Here is a 17,195-nt window from a genome sequence, read left to right as displayed (position 1 = left end):
CGGGCGGATCGCGGCGTGTGACGGACACTCAATCATGGACGGCGATCGTCATGGCCGGCGAGCGGCCGGGCGGCGATCCGCTGGCGGCGCATTTCGGCGTGCCGGCCAAGGCGCTGCTGCCGGTCCTTGGCGTCCCGATGATCGGGCGGGTCGTTCGCACCCTCCTCGATTGCCCGTCCGCCGATCGCGTGCTGATCCTGGCGCAGCAGCCGGACCGGCTGATGGCCGGCGAGCTCGCCTGGATGGCCGCCGATCCGCGCGTTTCGGCCCATGCGAGCGCGGGCGGGCTCGCCGACGCGATCGATGCCGTCGCAGGCAGTGACGCCGCGCCCTTCCCGATCCTTGTGACGACCGCGGATCATCCGCTGCTCACCGTCCCGATGGTCGAAGCCTTCCTGCGCGGCAGCGCCGGCGCCGACGTCGCCTTCGGCGCGGTCGAGCGGAGGGTGATGCTGGCCGCCTATCCCGAGAACCGGCGGACGTGGCAGGAGTTCAAGGGCGCGGCCTATACCGGCGCCAACCTGTTCGCGCTCACCGGGGAGCGGTCGCTGGCGGCGCTCGATCTCTACCGGCGGATCGAGGCGGACCGGAAGCATCCGCTGAAGCTCCTGCGCCATTTCGGGCTGGGTCTCGCGCTGCGCGTCGCGACCCGCACCATCCCTCTCCAGCAGGCGCTCGACCGGGTCGGCCGCCGGATCGGCGTGACGGTGCGGCTCGTCGAGCTTCCCGATGCAGAGGCCGGGATCGACGTCGACAAGGTCAGCGACCATGCCGAGGTCGAGGCGATCCTTCGCGCCCGCCGGGGCTGATCAGGCCTCCGCGCCGTGGCCGGCGGCGAGATAGGCCTCGCTCTGCATCTCCATCAGGCGCGAGGCGGTGCGTTCGAACTCGAAGGCGCCGTCGCCGGCCGTGTAGAGCTGCTCCGGCGCGGCATCGGCGGCGGCGAGCAGCTTCACCTTATGCTCGTAAAGCGCGTCGATCAGGCTCACGAAGCGCGCCGCCTCGTTGCGGTTTTCCGGCCCGAGCTTCGGGATGCCGACGATGATGACCGTGTGGAAATGGCGCGCGACCGCCAGATAATCCGCCGATCCGCGCGCCTCGCCGCATAGCCGCCTGAACGAGAAGACGGCGACGCCCTTCAGGCTCTTGGGGACGTGGAGCGTGCGCCCGCCGGGCACCGCCAGCTCCTCGCTCGGCACCCTTGCGCGATCCTCGACCGGATAGTCGGTGAGGCGAAAGAAGGCGTCGGAAAGCGCCTTCGTCGCCACCGGCCCGTTCGGCACGTACCAGGTGGGGATGCCGCCGAGCCGGTCGAGCCGATAGTCGGTCGGGCCATTCAACGGCACCACGTCCAGCGCGCGCTCGATCAGCGCGATGAAGGGGAGGAAGAGCTCGCGATTGAGCCCGTCCTTGTAGAGATCGGTCGGCGGCCGGTTCGATGTCGTGACGACGGTGACGCTCGCATCGAGGAGGTGCGTGAACAGGCGCGAGAGGATCATCGCGTCGGCGCTGTTGTTGACGATCATCTCGTCGAAGCAGAGCAGTTTCGCCTCGGCCGCGATGTCCCTGGCGAGCGGCGGGATCGGATCGCCCTCATGCCGGCCGCGGATCGCGCGAAGCCGGTCGTGGACCTCCAGCATGAACTCGCTGAAATGGACGCGGCGCTTGGGCGCGTAATGGATCGTCTCGTAGGCGAGGTCCATCAGCATGGATTTGCCGCGCCCGACCCCACCCCACATGTAGACGCCGCCCGGCGGCCGCTCGAACCGCCCCGCCAGCCGCCAGATCAGGCTGCCGCGACGCGGCTGCTGCTCAAGCTTCTCCGCCAGCGTCGCCAGCACCGCGACGGCGCGGGCCTGATCGGGATCGGGCCGAAGCTCGCCGGCGTCGACGAGGGCCTGGTAGCGCTGCTCGAGTTCCGTGCTGCCGCCCCTCTCCGCCATCCGGCATCCCTAACGCAAAGGCCCGTTCAAGGGAGCGGGCAGGTCAGACGGCGCGTTCGGCGAGCATCTTCTTGGTTTCGGCGATCGCCTTGGCGGGGTTCAGGCCCTTCGGGCAGACGTTCGCGCAGTTCATGATCGTGTGGCAGCGATAGAGCCGGAACGGGTCCTCAAGATCGTCGAGCCGCTCGCCGGTCTTCTCGTCGCGGCTGTCGGCGAGCCAGCGATAGGCCTGAAGCAGGATCGCGGGCCCGAGGAACTTGTCCGCATTCCACCAATAGCTTGGGCAGGAGGTGGAGCAGCAGGCGCACAGGATGCACTCATAGAGGCCATCGAGCTTCGCCCGGTCCTCGGGGCTCTGCAGTCTTTCCTTGCCCGCCGGCGCCGGCGTCACCGTCTGGAGCCAGGGCTGGATCGAGGCATATTGCGCGTAGAAATGGGTGAAATCGGGGACGAGATCCTTGATGACGTCCATATGCGGCAGCGGCGTGATACGGATTTCGCCGCCCTTGATGTCCTCGATCGCGGTGGTGCAGGCGAGGCCGTTCTTGCCGTCGAGATTCATCGCGCAGGATCCGCAGATCCCCTCGCGGCAGGAGCGGCGGAAGGTCAGCGTCGAATCCTGCTCGCTCTTGATCTTGATCAGCGCGTCGAGGACCATCGGCCCGCAGCTGTCGAGATCGACCTCATAGCGGTCGTAGCGCGGATTTTCACCGCTGTCCGGATCGTAGCGGTAGACCTTGAAGGTACGCGTGCGCTTCGCGCCCTCCGGCGCCCTGTGGACGCGGCCCTTGCCGTTGATCTTGCTGTTCTTCGGAAGCGTGAACTCTGCCATGCCGGTCTCCCCGGGCGGGGGATAGCGGGTCAGGCGCGCCGGCTCAATGCCTGCCTGCGTGCTTTGCGTAATTCGCCGGAAGGCCCGGCCGGCGGGCGGGGCGCCGTCCCGCACGGACATCGAAATGCCCTGTGGCGCGGCCGGTCGCGATCGGCTAGGTGCGCGCTTTCAACCGAACAGGGACCGGCCGCATCTCCATGTACCAGCACGAAATGGCGCTCAGCGGAAAGCGCCTGTTCTTCATTCGCGGCCTCTACATCTACACCGTCATCGCGATCGGCACGCTGATCGTCTGGCGCACGGGCATCCGGGGGCCGTTCGCCGATCCTGCGGCGAATTGCGGCTGGTTCTGGCTGTCGCTCGGCGTCGCCTCCGCCGGGGCACTGGTGCGCGTCATCACCTCGGGCTTCGCCGCCCTGGGGACGTCGGGCCGCGCGAAGGTTGCCGCGGAAGCGGCCGAGCTCAACACGACCGGCCCCTATTCGCTCGTCCGCAACCCGCTCTATGTCGGGCGAATCCTCAACTTCACCGGCCTCGCGATGCTGACCGGATCGTGGGTCTATGGCGCGCTCGTCTTCCTGCTGGCGATCCTCGTCTACGAGCGGATCTCGGTCTATGAGGAAGACTATCTTCGCTCGAAGTTCGGCGAAGCCCACGCCGCCTGGGCGAAGGACGTGCCGGCGCTGCTGCCCCGCCTCCACGGCTGGGTGAAGCCCAAATATCCCTTCTGGTGGAAACGGATGATCTGGCGCGAGCAGAACAAATTGTTCCTGCTCGCCACCGCGGTCGCGCTTTATGCCTTTGCCCGGGCCGGTTTCGATCCCGCCGCGGTGCCGGCGTGGCAGGTGCCGTGGTATTATGCCTATGGCGCACTGGTCGTGATCCGCTTCGCCATCGGCGGGCTGAAAATGGGTGGGTTCTTCAAGGAACTGTCCTGATGGCCAATGCCGGGCTGGCGCCGCTCATCGCAATCGTCGGCGCGGACGGATCGGGCAAATCGACCCTCGCCGCGGACCTGTTGGAGACGCTGCGCGCGGACGGCCGGCGGGTCGAGCTGTGCTATCTCGGCCTTGGCACCGGCGATCTCGGCAACCGGATCAAGGCCTGGCCGCTGATCGGCCCGCTGCTCGAGCGCACCCTGACCCGCAAGGCGGACCAGGCGCGGGATCGGGAGGCGAAGATTCCCGGCCTCGCCACCGCGCTCGTCATCGCCCGGCTCTCGCGCATCCGCGCCCGGCGCTTTCGCCGCGTCCTGGCGTTGCGCCGCGCGGGGGTGACCGTGCTCACCGACCGCTATCCGCAGACCGAGGTGCCGGCGCTGTTCGAAGGCCCCGGCTTGTCGGCGGCGCGGGCCGAAGGGCGCGCGATCCGCCGGCTCGCGGCGCGCGAGCGGGCGCTTTACGAATGGATGGCCTCCTACGTCCCCGATCTCGTCATCCGCCTCAACGTCGATGTCGATACGGCGCTCCGGCGCAAGCCCGATCACGCCCGTGCGCTGATCGAGCGCAAGATCGCGGTCGTGCCGAAGCTCGCCTTCAACGGCGCGCCGATCGTCGATCTGGACGCGACGCGCCCCTACGCGCAGGTGAAGGCCGCCGCGCTCGCCGCGGCGCGCGGGGCGCTGCCCGACCTCGACTAGTGCCGACGGTCCTCGTTTTCGAGGACGAATGTCGAGACGTCCAGGTCGGCAAGCGCCGCGAGATACTCATCCAGCGTGATGAGATCGAGGCAGGGCCGAGCGCCGGGGGTGAAGGCGCGGCCCGCCGCAAACCGGCTGGCGAGCAGGATCGCGGGAACGCAGGGAATATAGGGCCCGTGCCCCTGCCGCGCGATCAGATAGAAACGGATCGTCTTCGGCGCTCCCGCTTCATCCGTGCCGCCGAGGATCATGTGAAGGCCGCTTCGCCCGGTACCGATCGGATCGAGGAGGCGTGCGGCGGCGAGGAGAAAGCGGGCGATGCGGTCGAGCCCGGGAAAGAGATGCGCCCGCACCGGCCAGCTCAAGGCCCAGGTGCCGAGGTGGATCAAGGCCAGTTCGTGGCCGGCGCCGAAACGAACCGTCTGCAGCCCTTCGTAGCGCGCCGGAAACAGGTCGAGATCAGGAATGTCGCAATCGCCGAACAGCCGCCGACCGAGCTCGGGATAGGTTTCCCCGTGCAGGCCCTGCCAGCCATGGGTCACCCTCCAGGCGCCCGCGCGCCACTGGCGGATGGGACGGCCGACATAGGACAGGATCGCCGTCGCCGTCGCGAGCCCGCTAATCCCCTGCGCCGCGGTGCTGATGCCGTAATCGACCGAGCTCAACGCCCCGAACCGGGGACGGAAGGCATCGATGATCGCGGCGGAGAGGCACGGCACCGAGCTCGCGCCCGAAATCACCGCCACGCCGGCCGCCCTCGCGCGTTCGTCGAGCGCGTCGATGCCGGTCACGAAGGCGCGCGCATCGGCAAGGTCGAGATAGTGGGCGCCCGCCGCGATCGCGGCTTCGGCGACGCGATAGGGCTGTCCTTGGAACGGCCCGACTGTGTGGATGACGAGATCCGGCCGGGCGGCAGCGAAGGCGGCGGCGAGGTCGCCGGCCATGTCCATCTCGTGCCCTTCCGCTGGATTCACCGCCTTGAGCCGCGCCGCCGCGGACTCTGCCTTGGCACGCGAGCGGCCGGCGATGAGCAGCTGGATGTTCGGATCGCCCGCCAGGCGCCGCGCGATATGCGTGCCGAAATTGCCGGTGCCGCCGAGGAGGAGGATGCGCCTCATCCGGCGGGTTTGGCCACCATCAGGGCGAAGATCGCGATCATTGCCGCAAAAGCCGGCCAGCCGAGCGCGAACCAGATCCGCCGAAGCCGTTCGTAGCGCGCGGCGTCGAACGCGCCGCCGGCCACCTTCTCACCCAGCATCTGCGCCATGCGCGCCTGAATCCACACGACGGGAATCCAGCAGGCGCCGACCAGGAGGTAGAGAAGGACGGTCGCGCTCAGCCACAGGGCGCCCGGATCGTAGCCGGCGCGTGCGATCATCCACGCCCCGCTCGCCGGCTGGATGATGACCGCGGGCAGCGTGAACAGGAAATCCGCCCGGACCGTCGTTCGCGCGGCATAGAGCCGTGCCGCATCGTCGCCATGGCGCGCCGACCAGAAGAAGAAGGCGGTGCCGATCCCGGTCCCGAACAGGATCGTCGCGGAGAGGATGTGGATGGTCTTGACGAGGGTGTAGGTGTCCATCGGCCTGGGCTAACGGCGCCGGCCGGGCACGCCAGGCGGCGCCCCGTCGTCGCGCGGCCCCGCGATAAAATGGCAACGACCGGCGCGGAGCGCGGCGATATGGCGCTTTGCCCGTGAGCCTCGACTTTCGTCGGGATGGCGCTGCAAGATCAAGACCTTGGGTGCGGCCGCTAGTAAACCCGCTTCTTCGGCTTGATATATTCCGCCTCGTCGGTGAGCGTATATTCGTGGACCGGGCGGTAATCGATCTTCACGCCACCGCCATTGCCGCCCCAGCCATCGAACCAGGCGATGGTGTGCTTCATCCAGTTCTTGTCGTCGCGCTCGGGATAGTCCTCGTGCGCGTGGGCGCCGCGGCTTTCCTTGCGGTTGACCGCGCCGGCGATGGTGACGCTGGCCTGGGAGATGAGATTGTCGAGCTCCAGCGTCTCGACCAGATCGCTGTTCCAGATCAGCGAGCGATCGGTGACGTGGATGTCCTTCATCCGCTCATAGGTCTTGGCGAGCTCGGCGACGCCCTGGGTCATCAGCTCGTCGGTGCGGAAGACGGCGCAATGCGTCTGCATGTTGCGCTGCATCTCGACGCGGACCTCGGCGGTGGGAGAGCCGCCCGCGGCGTGACGGAAATGATCGAGCCGCTCGATGGCGAGATCGGAGCCGCCCTTGGGAAGCGGCGCGTGCTTGCTGTTCGGCTTCACCGTCTCGGCGACGCGCATCCCGGTGGCGCGGCCGAAGACGACGAGGTCGATCAGGCTGTTGGAGCCAAGCCGGTTCGCGCCGTGGACGGAAACGCAGGCGGCCTCGCCGACCGCGAAGAGGCCGGGCACGACCGCGTCCGGATCGCCGTCCTTCAGCGTCACCACCTCGCCGTGGAAGTTGGTGGGGATGCCGCCCATATTGTAGTGCACCGTCGGCGCGACCGGCAGCGGCTCGCGGGTCAGATCGACGCCGGCGAAAATCTTGCCCGATTCGGTGATGCCGGGCAGCCGTTCGGCCAGGATCTTCGGATCGATATGATCGAGGTGCAGCCAGATATGGTCCTTGTGCGGGCCGACGCCGCGGCCCTCGCGGATCTCCATCGCCATCGAGCGTGAGACGACATCGCGCGATGCGAGATCCTTGGCGCTCGGCGCGTAGCGCTCCATGAAGCGCTCGCCCTCGGAGTTGGTGAGATAGCCGCCCTCGCCGCGCGCGCCTTCGGTGATGAGCACGCCGGCGCCGTAGATGCCGGTCGGGTGGAACTGGACGAACTCCATGTCCTGCAAGGGCAGGCCGGCGCGCAGCACCATGCCGCCGCCGTCACCGGTGCAGGTGTGGGCGCTGGTCGCGGTATAGTAGGCGCGGCCGTAGCCGCCGGTCGCCAGCACGACGGCATGGGCGGAAAAGCGGTGCAGCGACCCATCTTCGAGGCACAAGGCGACGACGCCGCGGCACGCCCCGTTCTCCATGATCAGGTCGAGCGCGAAATATTCGATGAAGAAGTCGGCATCGTAGCGAAGCGACTGCTGATAGAGCGCGTGCAGCATCGCATGGCCGGTGCGGTCGGCGGCGGCGCAGGTGCGCTGGGCGGGCGGGCCTTCGCCCATATTCTGCATCATGCCGCCGAACGGCCGCTGGTAGATCAGCCCCTTGTCGGTGCGGCTGAACGGCACGCCCGCATGTTCGAGCTCATAGACCGCCGCCGGGGCCTCGCGGACCATATATTCGATCGCGTCCTGATCGCCGAGCCAGTCGGACCCTTTCACCGTGTCGTACATGTGCCAGGTCCAGTGATCCGGGCCCATGTTGCCGAGGCTCGCGGCGATGCCGCCCTGCGCTGCGACCGTGTGGCTGCGGGTCGGGAAGACCTTGGTGATGCAGGCGGTCTTCAGCCCCCCCTGCGCCGCGCCCATCGTCGCGCGCAGGCCCGACCCGCCGGCGCCGACGACGACGACGTCATATTGGTGATCGATAATCTGGTAGGCGGTGTCGGCCATTGCGGAGCTCCCCTTCGCCGGCCCGCTTTTAGGCCGAAAGCGACGCGTTGCAAGGGCGCGCAAGGCCCGATTTCGCGTCGCGCGCGGCCGCATGATATGGCCCGCGCATGTCCGCCACTCCGCTTCCGACGCTGATCGGCCCCGCGCTCGGCTTTCTCGACCTCGCCGGCATCGCGGTCTTCGCGATCTCCGGCGCGCTGCTCGCGGCCGAACGGCGGCAGACGCTCGTCACCTTCGCCTTCTTCGCCGTGGTGACCGGCATCGGCGGCGGCACGGTGCGCGACCTCTTGATCGGCGCGCCGGTCTTCTGGGTGCATGAGAATGCGACCCTGCTGATCTGCCTTGCCGCGGCGATCGCGGCCTGGATGCTTCCGGCCGGCCTGTGGAAGGGGCGGGCGCTGCTGTGGTGCGACGCCGTCGGCCTCGCCGCTTATGCGACCTATGGGGCCGCCAAGGGACTCGCCTATGGCCTTGCGCCGCTGCCCGCTTTCTCGATGGGCGTGCTGACCGGATGCCTCGGCGGCATCATCCGCGATGTGCTGGCCGGCGAGCCGTCGATCCTCATGCGGCCGGAGCTTTATGTGACGGCGGCGGCATTGTCGGCCGCGCTGCTCGTCGGGCTCGTCCATTTCGGCGTGGCCGGCGATGTCGCCGCGGTGGCGGCGGCGACCGCGGGCTTCGTGCTGCGCGGCTATGCGATCGCGCGCGGGCTCTCGCTGCCGGCCTACCGGCGCTGATCGCGCCAGATCCCGGTCACTGGCAGCGTCTCCGCCGGCGCGTCGCGCATCGGGGCCAGCGCGCGCTGCCACAAGCCGACGCTGCGCCAGGCGCCGAGCTTGTAGCCGACGTCGCGATAGACGCCTGCGTCGACGAAGCCGCGCGCCTCGTGCAGCCGCCGGCTCGCCTCGTTCGGCAGGGTGATCGCGGCGATCGCCTGGGTGAAGCCTTGGGCGGCGAGGGTCTCGATCAGCGCATCGTAAAGCCAGCCGCCGACGCCCCGGCCATGATGGCCCTCGGCGACATAGACGGTGGTCTCGACCGTGAAGCGATAGGCGCGGCGCGCGCGAAACTGGCTGGCATAGGCATAGCCTGCGATGGCGCCGGCATTCTCTTCGGCGACCAGCCAGGGGTAGGTGTCCTGGCAGGCGTGGATCCGCGCGCGGATCTCGTCCGCATCGGGCGCCTCCATCTCGAACGAGACGGCGCTGTCGGCCACATAGGGCGCGTAGATCGCCGCGATGGCGGGGGCGTCTGCCGGGCGCGCCCGCCGGAGGATCATCGGCCCAGCAGGAGGCCGGCGAGCCGGGTCAGCAGCGTGCCGGGCGGGGCGAGGCGCGGCGGCGGCGCGGCCGAGGGGCATTCGAGGCAGCGGGCCTGGATCGCGGGGCCGTTCAGCACCGAACGGGCATCGCCGATCGCGCGGGCGAGCATCAGCTGCGGCCGCGCGGCGAGACGCGAGAAGGCGTCGCGGGCCTGGGCGTCGTCGTCATTGCTGGCGAGCGCGGCGAGCGACCGATCGAGCCAGCCCGGCTGGCGCTCCAGATAGACGGTCCGCGCCGACGCTGGATCGAGACGGGCGCGGCGTGCGGCATCGGCCACCGCGTCCTGGAGCGTGCCGAACCGGTCGACGAGGCCGAGCTGATGCGCCGCGCCGCCGGCCCACACGCGCCCCTGGGCGATCTCGTTCACCCGCGCGACCGGCATCCGGCGCGCGCCGGAGACGAGGGTCAGGAACTGGCGATAGGTGCTGTCGATCCCGGCCTGGATCATCCGGCTGGCTTCGGGCGACGGGCCGCGCAGGATGTCCGGCTGGCCGGAAAGCGGCGTCGTCGAAACCCCGTCGGCGCCGACGCCCAGCTTCTGGAGCGCGCCCTGGAAGCTGGGGATGATTCCGAACACGCCGATCGAGCCGGTGATCGTCGATGGCTCGGCATAGATGGCGTCGCTGGCCGTCGACACCCAATAGCCGCCGCTCGCCGCGACCGAACCCATCGAGACGACGATCGGGATGCCGCGCGCGCGGACGGCGGCGAGCGCGCTGCGGATCCGTTCGGAGGCGAAGGTTGAACCGCCCGGCGAATCGACGCGCACGACGAGCGCCTTCAGGTCGTTGTCGCGAAGCCCGCGCTGGAGATTGGCGACGATCGTCTCCGCGCCGGCGGTGCCCGGCCCGGCCCGGCCGTCGACGATGTCGCCGGCGATGGTGAGGATGCCGATGCGACCGCCCGAATCGCTGACCGGATGATCGTCCACCCAGGCGGCGTAGCGTACGGCCCTGAAGTCGCCCGGAACCTGCGGACGGTCCGAGCCGGCGATCTGCGCGACGCGCTGGCCGAAGGCGATGCGATCGCCGATCCGGTCGATGAGGCCGGCACGGCGCGCGGCCTCGGCCGAATTGCCGCCGGCCGCGGCGACGAACTGCTCCGGATTCCGCGTCCAGGCGGCGATCTGCGCGCGCGGCCGGGCCTGGCGCACGTCCTGCTGCCACGTTTCCCACAGCGCATCGGCGAGCGCCTGGCTCGCGGCGCGCGCCTCGGGCGACATGTCGCTGCGCGTGAACGGCTCGACCGCCGATTTATAGGCGCCGACCCGATAGACGTTGGCGGTCACGCCAAGCCGCTGCATCAGGCCGGCATAATAAAGGCCGGTGCCGCCCGGCCCGGTCACGACCACCGCGCCCATCGGATCGAGCCACACCTCGCTCGCATGGGCGGCGAGCTGGTAGCCGTCGTCGGAATAGCCGGTGGAATAAGCGATCACCGGCTTGCCGGCGCGGCGTACGCGATCGAGCGCGGCGCCGACGTCGGTGATCGCGGCCTGGCCGCCGCCGGCGAAGATGTCGAGATCGAGCGCGACGACCTTGATCCGATCGTCGTGCGCCGCTGCGTCGAGGGCGTGGACGAGCTCGGCGAGGCGATATTGCCGCCCCGGCCCGCCGCCGCCCAGGGCGCCGAGCGGGCTCGCCTGCGCCGGCTGCTCGACGATCGGGCCGTCGAGATCGAGCAGCAGCGCGCCGCGCGCCGCGCTGTTGCGATAAGGGCTGGCGGACAGCAGCCCGTAGAGGCCGGCGAAGAAGGCGAGCAGCAGGATGAGGACGAGCGCGTCCTTGATGCCGACCAGCAGCCGCCAGACCCTGCCTGCGAAGCTCATGCCCGAAATGCTCCTTCGCCGATCGGCTAGACCAGAGCGGAGGGGCTGTAAATCCGCCGGCGCGACTCGGCGGGCGCGCGGGCCGGAATCCCAGTCCTTAACAGAAAAAGTTAATGGCCGTTAAGGAATGGCCGAGAACTGTATCCATTTCGGAACAGTATCCGGAACAAATGCAGAAGGAAGCTGATAGGAACGACGCGGGGGCAGCAGAAGAGGATGTAGCGATGACCAACAGCGTTCAGCGGTCCGCACTCGCACTGTTTGCGTCCACGGCATTTATTCTCACCCTCGGCGGCTGCGAATCGAGCGGCACGACCAGGTTCGGAAGCATCGGCGCGCCAGGCCAGGCGGGTAACCCCGGCAATACTGGCGGCACAGGCCCGGCAGGACCGCCCGGCCCCACCGGCGCGACCGGACCCGCGGGCCCCGCAGGCCCGGCCGGTCCCGCCGGTCCCGCCGGCCCGGCAGGTCCCGCAGGTCCGGCAGGTCCGGGGGGCGCGATAGGGGCGACCGGGGCGACCGGGGCGCTCGCGATCGGCGGGTTGATCGGCCCGGGCGGCATCGCCGGCACCGGCCTGCTCGCCAATACGGGCGATCCGGCCCAGCCGCTGCCGGTCGTTTCCGGCGTGCTGGTGGCATCCGGCAACAGCGTCCAGGGCGTCGCCGATCGCGGCGCCATCCTCGCCGACATCGTCGATCCGCGGCTTCCCGAAGGCACGAGGCTCGTCGGCCGCGTCATCGAGGCCGCCAATGCCGCCGGCCAGGCGCTGGTGCGCGCCGGCAACGGACAGGATTATCTGATCGACGGCTTGACCGCGGCGCCCGGGGCGCTCGTCAACCTCACGGTCGGCGGCGCCAATGTCCTGGGCGGCGGGAACCAGTCGCCTCTGCTCGGCGTCAGCCTGGCTTCGGCCGGCCAGGCGCATGGCGATGCGGTCACCCTCGGCGCGCTCTCCGGCGGCCGGCCGGTGACGCTCGAACAGGGTCTGGCCACCGGCGGCGTCGTCCAGGGCGTGGTCCAGACCGCGACCGGCCTTGTCTCCGGCGTGACCGGCGGCCTCGGTAGCGGGCAGACCCCGGTTCAGGGAGTCGTGCAGACCGCGACCGGGCTGGTCTCGGGCGTGACCGGCGGTGGCGGGTCCTCCAATCCGGTCGGCGCGGCGCTCGGCCTCGTCACCGGAGCGCTGCCGGGCGGCAACAATGGCGGCCAGGGCGCGCTCGGCGCGGTGCTGGGCCCGGTGACAGGGGCGGCTGGCGGCCAGGGAAGCGGCGACGGAGCGCTCGCCGGCGTGCTCGGCACGGTAACGGGAGCGCTCGGCGCGCAGGGCGGCCAAAGCGGGCAGGGCGCCGATGGCGGCGTGGTCGCCGGAGTCCTCGGCACGGTCACTGGCCTGCTCTCCGGGCAGGGCGCGGCCCCGGCCTCGACCCCGGCCAGTCCGGTGGGCGGCGTCGTCCAGAGCGTGACCAACGGTCTTGGCGGGCTGCTCGGCGGCCGGAGGGGCGGTTGATCCGGTGAGAGGCGCGACCCGCGTCACGACGGGAATGCGCCCGTGGGCGCGGCGGTGGCGGGAGGCGACGGCCCTCGCCACCGCTGCCCTGCTCTGCGCCTTGCCGGCGGCGGCCAATGGCCAGGCGGTGAGCCCGATCGACCGTGACCGGATCGATCGGCAGCAGCCCGCGACGCCGCCGCCCGCGCAGGCCCCGGAAATCCCGTCCGGCGCGACCAGCGTCGATGCCGCCGAGGATTCCGCGACGCCGATCCGCGGCATCGCCTTCGAAGGGACCGAGGTGCCCGCCGTGGTGGCCGCGGCGGCGCGTCCCTTCATCGGCCGCCCGGCGAGCCGCGCTAATCTCCAGGCGCTCGTCGCCGCGATGACCGCAGCTTACGGCCGCTCCCCGATCGCGCTCTTCACCATCGTGATTCCGCAGCAGGACCTCACCACCGGCACCGTCACCGTCCGCGTCGGCGAGGGCCATGTCGAGGCGGTGCTGATCACCGGCGAGGTCGAAAACCGGCATCTCGGGCTGGTGCGCGCCTATGCCGACCGGTTGACCCACGAGCGGCCGACGCGGCGCGCGACGCTCGAACGCTATCTCTCGCTGATCCAGGACATTCCGGGGCTCACCGTGCGCGCCAGCCTGGCGATGGGCGAGGGGCCGGGCGGCGTACGCCTCATCCTCGCGCTCGACTACAAGCGGCCGACCTTGGCGGTGAGCTTCGACAACCGGACGACCCGGCTGGTCCGCGACGGCCAGTTCCAGGCCGTGGCGCGCGGCTACGGCCTGATCCGCGAGGGCGACACGACCGAGCTGACCGGCGCCGCCTCGGTCGATTTTCACGATCAGATCTATCTCGGCATCAGCCATTCGACGCCGATGGGCACCGAAGGCACCCGGCTCGGCGTCAACGGCGGCTATCTCTCCACCCATGCCGAGGGCACCGGGATCAGCGGCGAGGCGCGCACGCTCGGCCTCACGCTCACCCACCCGTTGATCCGCGGCTATCGGCGCAACCTGACGCTCAGCCTCGCGCTCGACGGAATCGACAGCGACAACGCCGCCTTCGGATCGATCATCGCGAGCGAGTACAGCCGCGCGATCCGGGCCGCCGAATCCTTCACCGATGTGGGGCAGCACCGGATCATCACCGCGATCGCAAGCGCGAGCCGGGGCCTCGGCCTGTTCGGCGCCGAGGTGCCCGACGCTGTCGGCGCCGAGGACTTCACCAAGCTGAACGGCCGTATCTCGTTCGATCAGGCGATCGGGCGGCGCGCGGCGCTGCGGCTCCGCGCCGCCGGTCAGTGGACCGACGATCCACTGCCGGCGGTGGAGCGCTTTTCGGTCGGCGGCGCGGATTTCGGGCGGGCGTTCGAAACCGGCCTCATCAATGCCGATCGCGGCTATGCGACGCTTGGCGAGCTCGCCTGGCGTCCGCTCGCCTCCGGCCGCTTCGCCGCCAGCGAGCTCTATGGATTCGGCGATTGGTCGCAGGCCTGGCTGTTGCCGCGCGGCGGCTCCGAAAGGCAGGATTTCGATCTTGCCTCCGCCGGCGCCGGCATCCGGTTCGCCTGGACCAACCGGGCGATGATCGAGCTCGAATATGCGCGGACTGTCGATCGGCCCTATCCTGGCTATCCGTCCGATTGGCGGGTTTCGATCGGCTGGCGGGTGTCGATCCGGCCCTGAGCGGCGAAAAAGCCCGGCCCAGCCCCTTGACGCTCGCGCCACCTCGCTTAAATCGCGGCCATTAGCACTCGCCTCGGTTGAGTGCTAACAGCTTTTCGTCGCGGCCGCCGCGTTGGGGGGGTCGCACATCCGCGTGAAACAGGAAAGGTGAACGCATGAAATTTCGTCCGTTGCACGATCGCGTGCTGGTCCGCCGCGTCGAGGCCGAAGAAAAGACGGCCGGCGGCATCATCATCCCCGACACCGCCAAGGAAAAGCCGCAGGAGGGCGAGGTCGTCGCCGCCGGCGCCGGCGCCAAGGCCGAGGACGGCAAGGTGACCCCGCTCGACGTCAAGGCCGGCGATCGCATCCTGTTCGGCAAGTGGTCGGGCACCGAGGTCAAGATCGACGGCGAGGATCTGCTGATCATGAAGGAAAGCGACATCCTCGGGATCGTCGGCTGATCGAACGCCAGTGCGGGGGCCGATCGCTCCCGTGAACATCCGGAACATTCAAACTGAAAGGTAAGCCACATGGCAGCCAAAGACGTACGCTTCTCGCGTGACGCCCGTGAGCGCATCCTGCGCGGCGTCGACACCCTCGCCGATGCGGTGAAGGTGACCCTGGGCCCCAAGGGCCGCAATGTCGTCATCGACAAGAGCTTCGGGGCGCCGCGCATCACCAAGGACGGCGTCACCGTCGCCAAGGAAATCGAGCTCAAGGACAAGTTCGAGAATATGGGCGCGCAGATGCTGCGCGAGGTCGCGTCGAAGACCAACGATCTCGCCGGTGACGGCACCACCACCGCGACCGTGCTCGCCCAGGCGATCGTTCGCGAGGGCATGAAGTCGGTCGCCGCCGGCATGAACCCGATGGACCTGAAGCGCGGCATCGATCTCGCCGTCGGCAAGGTCGTCGAGGATCTCAAGGCGCGTTCGAAGCCGGTCGCCGGCTCCAACGAGATCGCCCAGGTCGGCGTCATTTCGGCCAATGGCGACACCGTCGTCGGCGAGAAGATCGCCGAGGCGATGGAGAAGGTAGGCAAGGAAGGCGTGATCACCGTCGAGGAGGCCAAGGGCCTCGAGTTCGAGCTCGACGTGGTCGAGGGCATGCAGTTCGACCGCGGCTATCTCAGCCCCTATTTCATCACCAACCCGGAGAAGATGACGGTCGAGCTTTCCGACCCCTACATCCTGATCCATGAGAAGAAGCTCTCCAACCTCCAGGCGATGCTTCCGATCCTGGAGGCCGTGGTGCAGACCAGCCGTCCGCTGCTCATCATCGCCGAGGATATCGAGGGCGAGGCGCTCGCCACGCTCGTCGTCAACAAGCTGCGTGGCGGCCTCAAGGTCGCCGCCGTCAAGGCGCCCGGCTTCGGCGATCGCCGCAAGGCGATGCTGCAGGACATCGCGATCCTGACCGGCGGCGAGATGATCAGCGAGGATCTCGGCATCAAGCTCGAGAACGTCACGCTGACCATGCTCGGCCAGGCCAAGCGCGTCACCATCGACAAGGACAACACGACCATCGTCGATGGCGCCGGCGCGAGCGATCAGATCAAGGGCCGGATCGAATCGATCCGCCAGCAGATCGAGATCACCACGTCCGACTATGACCGCGAGAAGCTGCAGGAGCGGCTGGCGAAGCTGGCCGGCGGCGTCGCGGTGATCAAGGTTGGCGGTTCGTCCGAGGTCGAGGTGAAGGAGCGCAAGGACCGCGTCGACGACGCCCTCCACGCGACCCGCGCCGCGGTCGAGGAAGGCATCGTTCCGGGCGGCGGCACCGCCCTGCTCTACGCGACGAAGGCGCTCAACGGCCTCACCGGCCAGAATGACGATCAGACGCGCGGCGTCGACATCGTTCGCCGCGCGCTGCAGGCGCCGGTCCGCCAGATCGCCGAGAATGCGGGCGTCGACGGCGCCGTCGTCGCCGGCAAGCTGATCGACGGCCAGGACGAGAGCCTGGGCTTCAACGCTCAGACCGAGACCTACGAGAACCTGACCGCCGCGGGCGTCATCGATCCGACCAAGGTCGTTCGCACCGCGCTCCAGGATGCGGCCTCGGTCGCCGGCCTGCTCATCACGACGGAAGCCGCCGTGTCCGAGCTGCCGGAGGACAAGCCGGCTCCCGCGATGCCGGGCGGCGGCATGGGCGGCATGGACTTCTAAGTCCAGGCCAATCGAGCCTCACGGAAAAGGGTCGGGGAAACCCGGCCCTTTTTTGTCGCCGCGCCGTGCGGTTTCAATCGACGTCGAGCGCGTTCGCGTCCTGATTGCCTTCGAGATCGGAGGCGTTGACGGTGAGATCGTCCGGCGAGGTATCGATCACATTGGCGTCGAGCATGGCCGCGGCATTGTCGAGCCGCTGGTCATCGTCGGCGCTGAGGCCGCCGCGCCCTTCCTGGCGATGACAGGCAGCGGCGGAGAGGGCGAGGGCGGCAAGGCCGGCGAACAGGGCGGATTTCCGCATCGCTTTGCGTCCTTAAGGCGGGGTCGATCGCCGCAGCCTAGCGCGAAATCCAGGCGAAGAAAAAGGGGCCGCGCAGCCTTGGCTGCACGGCCCCTCGATCACGCAAGAAGCGAAAGCTTACTTGTTCGCGTCGGCCGCGGCGTTGTTCGCGTCGGCAGCGGCGTCCGTGAGGTTCGCGGTCGCGGCCTGGGCGCTGTCGGTCATGTTCGCGGCAGCGGCCGTGGTCGCGTCCATGGCGTTCTGCGAAGCTTCCATCGCGCTGTTGGCAGCGTTCTGGATGTCCGCGCTCGCCTGGTTGGCGGCGTCGGCGGCGTTCTGCGCGGCCGAGTCGGCATTGTTGTGGCAAGCGGCGAGGCCGAGCGCGGCAACCGCCACGAGCGAGAGAGCGATCTTCTTCACTGGTTGATTCCTTCGATCAGTTGCGAGGAAAGCAGTTCAT

Annotated in this window: 17 protein-coding genes; 8 read left to right on the top strand and 9 right to left on the bottom strand. The window is 69.3% G+C overall.

Translation table 11 applies throughout. The features are described 5' to 3' along the window. Positions 1–17: 17 nt before the first annotated feature. Positions 18–809, top strand: a complete 792-nt coding sequence (locus FRZ32_RS03695) for an NTP transferase domain-containing protein (RefSeq protein ID WP_243445182.1) — start codon at positions 18–20, stop codon at positions 807–809. Here FRZ32_RS03695 and zapE read toward each other — a convergent pair whose 3' ends face one another. Together zapE and FRZ32_RS03685 are read right to left on the bottom strand one after the other, a co-directional pair. Continuing rightward, complete coding sequence (zapE, locus tag FRZ32_RS03690; protein ID WP_147042233.1) at positions 810–1,943, bottom strand: cell division protein ZapE; 1,134 nt, start codon at positions 1,941–1,943, stop codon at positions 810–812. A gap of 43 nt (positions 1,944–1,986) precedes the next feature. Then, a complete protein-coding gene (locus FRZ32_RS03685) occupies positions 1,987–2,775 on the bottom strand; it encodes a succinate dehydrogenase iron-sulfur subunit (RefSeq protein WP_147042232.1) in 789 nt (262 codons plus the stop codon). Between the two features lie 158 nt (positions 2,776–2,933). Between FRZ32_RS03685 and FRZ32_RS03680 the strand changes: the two genes are divergently transcribed. Next, entirely contained in the window at positions 2,934–3,713 is a 780-nt protein-coding gene (locus FRZ32_RS03680; protein WP_147042231.1) for a methyltransferase family protein, read from the top strand. Next, positions 3,713–4,414, top strand: a complete 702-nt coding sequence (locus tag FRZ32_RS03675; RefSeq protein WP_147042230.1) for a nucleoside/nucleotide kinase family protein — start codon at positions 3,713–3,715, stop codon at positions 4,412–4,414. The genes FRZ32_RS03680 and FRZ32_RS03675 overlap by 1 nt, the downstream gene beginning before the upstream one ends. Here FRZ32_RS03675 and FRZ32_RS03670 read toward each other — a convergent pair. The 3 genes from FRZ32_RS03670 to sdhA all read right to left on the bottom strand — a co-directional run bounded on the left by FRZ32_RS03670 (position 4,411) and on the right by sdhA (position 7,972). Then, a complete protein-coding gene (locus tag FRZ32_RS03670) occupies positions 4,411–5,532 on the bottom strand; it encodes a saccharopine dehydrogenase family protein (RefSeq protein ID WP_147042229.1) in 1,122 nt (373 codons plus the stop codon). The genes FRZ32_RS03675 and FRZ32_RS03670 overlap by 4 nt on opposite strands. Next, positions 5,529–5,996 (bottom strand): DUF2269 family protein, encoded by a 468-nt coding sequence (locus FRZ32_RS03665; RefSeq protein ID WP_147042228.1) that lies wholly within the window; start codon positions 5,994–5,996, stop codon positions 5,529–5,531. The genes FRZ32_RS03670 and FRZ32_RS03665 overlap by 4 nt, the downstream gene beginning before the upstream one ends. A 170-nt stretch (positions 5,997–6,166) precedes the next feature. Then, positions 6,167–7,972 carry a succinate dehydrogenase flavoprotein subunit gene (sdhA, locus tag FRZ32_RS03660; protein WP_147042227.1) on the bottom strand — a complete coding sequence of 602 codons (1,806 nt, stop codon included), beginning with the start codon at positions 7,970–7,972 and terminating at the stop codon, positions 6,167–6,169. Positions 7,973–8,079: 107 nt separating this feature from the next. Here sdhA and FRZ32_RS03655 point away from each other — a divergent pair, with 107 nt between their 5' ends. Next, a complete protein-coding gene (locus tag FRZ32_RS03655; protein WP_147042226.1) occupies positions 8,080–8,709 on the top strand; it encodes a trimeric intracellular cation channel family protein in 630 nt (209 codons plus the stop codon). On the opposite strand, the gene FRZ32_RS03650 is transcribed toward FRZ32_RS03655, so the two are convergent. Together FRZ32_RS03650 and sppA are read right to left on the bottom strand one after the other, a co-directional pair. Next, positions 8,697–9,251 carry an arsinothricin resistance N-acetyltransferase ArsN1 family B gene (locus FRZ32_RS03650; protein WP_243445181.1) on the bottom strand — a complete coding sequence of 185 codons (555 nt, stop codon included), beginning with the start codon at positions 9,249–9,251 and terminating at the stop codon, positions 8,697–8,699. The two genes, FRZ32_RS03655 and FRZ32_RS03650, sit on opposite strands and share 13 nt — an antisense overlap. After that, the gene (gene sppA, locus FRZ32_RS03645; protein WP_147042224.1) at positions 9,248–11,122 is read right to left on the bottom strand and encodes a signal peptide peptidase SppA; all 1,875 of its coding nucleotides are present in this window, start codon (positions 11,120–11,122) and stop codon (positions 9,248–9,250) included. The genes FRZ32_RS03650 and sppA overlap by 4 nt, the downstream gene beginning before the upstream one ends. Positions 11,123–11,664: 542 nt before the next feature. Between sppA and FRZ32_RS03635 the strand changes: the two genes are divergently transcribed. From FRZ32_RS03635 to groL, 4 genes are all read left to right on the top strand, one after another. Next, the gene (locus FRZ32_RS03635) at positions 11,665–12,630 is read left to right on the top strand and encodes a hypothetical protein (RefSeq protein WP_147042223.1); all 966 of its coding nucleotides are present in this window, start codon (positions 11,665–11,667) and stop codon (positions 12,628–12,630) included. Positions 12,631–12,634: 4 nt separating this feature from the next. After that, entirely contained in the window at positions 12,635–14,308 is a 1,674-nt protein-coding gene (locus FRZ32_RS03630; protein WP_158635818.1) for a ShlB/FhaC/HecB family hemolysin secretion/activation protein, read from the top strand. A gap of 155 nt (positions 14,309–14,463) precedes the next feature. Then, the gene (gene groES, locus FRZ32_RS03625; protein ID WP_147042221.1) at positions 14,464–14,751 is read left to right on the top strand and encodes a co-chaperone GroES; all 288 of its coding nucleotides are present in this window, start codon (positions 14,464–14,466) and stop codon (positions 14,749–14,751) included. Between the two features lie 69 nt (positions 14,752–14,820). Then, the gene (gene groL / locus FRZ32_RS03620; protein WP_147042220.1) at positions 14,821–16,455 is read left to right on the top strand and encodes a chaperonin GroEL; all 1,635 of its coding nucleotides are present in this window, start codon (positions 14,821–14,823) and stop codon (positions 16,453–16,455) included. A gap of 73 nt (positions 16,456–16,528) precedes the next feature. Here the strand turns inward: groL and FRZ32_RS03615 are convergent, their stop codons facing one another. Both FRZ32_RS03615 and FRZ32_RS03610 read right to left on the bottom strand, forming a co-directional pair. After that, positions 16,529–16,756 carry a hypothetical protein gene (locus FRZ32_RS03615; protein ID WP_147042219.1) on the bottom strand — a complete coding sequence of 76 codons (228 nt, stop codon included), beginning with the start codon at positions 16,754–16,756 and terminating at the stop codon, positions 16,529–16,531. Positions 16,757–16,873: 117 nt separating this feature from the next. Then, positions 16,874–17,155 carry a circumsporozoite protein gene (locus FRZ32_RS03610; protein ID WP_147042218.1) on the bottom strand — a complete coding sequence of 94 codons (282 nt, stop codon included), beginning with the start codon at positions 17,153–17,155 and terminating at the stop codon, positions 16,874–16,876. Positions 17,156–17,195 lie beyond the last annotated feature (40 nt).

Source organism: Sphingosinicella ginsenosidimutans, from assembly GCF_007995055.1.
Classification (GTDB): Bacteria; Pseudomonadota; Alphaproteobacteria; order Sphingomonadales; family Sphingomonadaceae; genus Allosphingosinicella; species Allosphingosinicella ginsenosidimutans.
This window is presented reverse-complemented; position numbering and strand designations above follow the sequence as displayed.

Bases quoted from the DNA above. Each gene is read 5' to 3' on its own strand.
- zapE (WP_147042233.1), bottom strand. From the start codon at position 1,943: ATGGCGGAGAGGGGCGGCAGCACGGAACTCGAGCAGCGCTACCAGGCC.
- FRZ32_RS03685 (WP_147042232.1), bottom strand. From the start codon at position 2,775: ATGGCAGAGTTCACGCTTCCGAAGAACAGCAAGATCAACGGCAAGGGC.
- FRZ32_RS03675 (WP_147042230.1), top strand. From the start codon at position 3,713: ATGGCCAATGCCGGGCTGGCGCCGCTCATCGCAATCGTCGGCGCGGAC.
- FRZ32_RS03670 (WP_147042229.1), bottom strand. From the start codon at position 5,532: ATGAGGCGCATCCTCCTCCTCGGCGGCACCGGCAATTTCGGCACGCAT.
- FRZ32_RS03665 (WP_147042228.1), bottom strand. From the start codon at position 5,996: ATGGACACCTACACCCTCGTCAAGACCATCCACATCCTCTCCGCGACG.
- sdhA (WP_147042227.1), bottom strand. From the start codon at position 7,972: ATGGCCGACACCGCCTACCAGATTATCGATCACCAATATGACGTCGTC.
- FRZ32_RS03655 (WP_147042226.1), top strand. From the start codon at position 8,080: ATGTCCGCCACTCCGCTTCCGACGCTGATCGGCCCCGCGCTCGGCTTT.
- FRZ32_RS03650 (WP_243445181.1), bottom strand. From the start codon at position 9,251: ATGATCCTCCGGCGGGCGCGCCCGGCAGACGCCCCCGCCATCGCGGCG.
- sppA (WP_147042224.1), bottom strand. From the start codon at position 11,122: ATGAGCTTCGCAGGCAGGGTCTGGCGGCTGCTGGTCGGCATCAAGGAC.
- groES (WP_147042221.1), top strand. From the start codon at position 14,464: ATGAAATTTCGTCCGTTGCACGATCGCGTGCTGGTCCGCCGCGTCGAG.
- groL (WP_147042220.1), top strand. From the start codon at position 14,821: ATGGCAGCCAAAGACGTACGCTTCTCGCGTGACGCCCGTGAGCGCATC.
- FRZ32_RS03615 (WP_147042219.1), bottom strand. From the start codon at position 16,756: ATGCGGAAATCCGCCCTGTTCGCCGGCCTTGCCGCCCTCGCCCTCTCC.